A 1,430-nucleotide genomic window follows, 5' to 3' on the forward strand; every position below is an offset into this window, starting at 1 on the left:
GGCGAGCCGTTCGTGTCCCTGCCGGTCGGCAGCGGGCTGCGGAAGCTCCTCGACGGCCTCGCCACCCGGCTCGGCGTGGACCTGCCGGTCCGTTTCGAGGCGTCATCGCCCGACGGGGTCCGCGACCTCGTCGCCGCCGGCCTCGGGGTCGCGCTGATGGCCGCCTCGGCCGTCGCGCGGCCGGGCCCCGCCGTCGGGGTGCACGAGGTGGTACCCGCAACCCCGCACCCCACGATCGGCGTGCTGTACGGCGCAACGACATCGCCGGCGGCGCGGGCGCTGCGCTCGTGGGTGATCCGGTCTGCGGGGCGGCCGCCGGGTGGGGAGCAGGCGAGCTGAGAGGACTCCGCCGGTGTCGTCGATGACCGTCCGTGGCGCGCCCCCTCCACCAGTTCATCGAGGCGCAGCTTTGTGTCCGGCACGGTCGGTCTCGTCCAGACGGCTCGTGTCGACCGATCGGCGGGGCGCTAGAAGACAGATCACTCCCAAGATCGAACGGTGGGCGCCACAACCGCCTATGCCACCTCCTGGTACGAACGCGGGACGGCAGCCCTTCCATGATCAGGGGTGGGCACCGTTTCCGCTGCTAGGACCCCCTGAGCGGGCGCCGGGAATCGAACCCGCGTGGCCAGTTCAGAAGGAAGTTCGCGGACTTCGTCCTTCACCTTCACCGAGGACAACCCGCGTCCGGCGCGCTCCTCGGTCATGGTGTCGTCGGTACTGGAGCTGCTGCCCTGCTGCCCCAGTGGGATGCCCGGCACACCAGGCGGGAGCACCTCATCGCCAGCCACCTCCTGCCGATCGCTCTTGTCAAGAGGTCTGAATCAAAGACGCATCTGCGACTGAACAGCAGTCTGCGCACCGCACCTGCGCCAACATCTTGCCCAGAGTCGATCTCGTACGTGTCTTGCATCACGCAAGCCGTCACACTATCGTGCATCGGTACTACCAAACCGGTAGCACCAATGGGCGGGACCTCGGTGGCGCACACGTCCCGAGCGCCCGTCTGGGAGGAGCCCGACGTCGTGCCCACCAAGACTCACGAAGACCAGCTGCAGTCAGTCGTGGATCGCCTGAGCGCTGCTGCGGAAGCTGACTACTACAACCCCTACAAGCGGTTCGCCTGGCCGGACAGGTTGGACGTGGATGGCTACTGGATGAGCCCTGAGCTGATGACAGTTCACGGCACGTCGGCAGCCCGCGAGCTGGACGAAAAGACCTTGCAAGAGATCTCGAAGTGGGAAAGTGGCCACTTCTACAGCCTCAATGAGGTGTTCTCAGTAGCGGGGTGGCAGGTCGTGGCGACACGCCGAGGGTGGTGAGATGAGCGGGAACGGGGCAGGACCCCGGTAGATCGGTTCGGTCCAGCACAGATCGACACCGTCACCGAGGTCCTGCATGTCTGATCCTGTCACCTACACCGCTGTCCT

The 1,430-nt window shown here is 66.7% G+C and carries 2 protein-coding genes; both read left to right on the plus strand.

Annotation, left to right across the window (positions count from 1 at the left end; all coding sequences use genetic code 11):
* On the plus strand, positions 1–339 hold a 339-nt coding region (locus tag Ae331Ps2_RS03100; protein WP_139319236.1), incomplete at its 5' end, for a LysR family transcriptional regulator substrate-binding protein.
* A 686-nt stretch (positions 340–1,025) separates the two neighbouring features.
* Positions 1,026–1,322: a diiron oxygenase gene (locus tag Ae331Ps2_RS03105; protein WP_139318958.1), complete on the plus strand. Its 297-nt coding sequence runs from the start codon at positions 1,026–1,028 to the stop codon at positions 1,320–1,322.
* The last annotated feature ends 108 nt before the right edge of the window (positions 1,323–1,430 follow it).

This window comes from Pseudonocardia sp. Ae331_Ps2, from assembly GCF_001932405.1.
Classification (GTDB): domain Bacteria; phylum Actinomycetota; class Actinomycetes; order Mycobacteriales; family Pseudonocardiaceae; genus Pseudonocardia.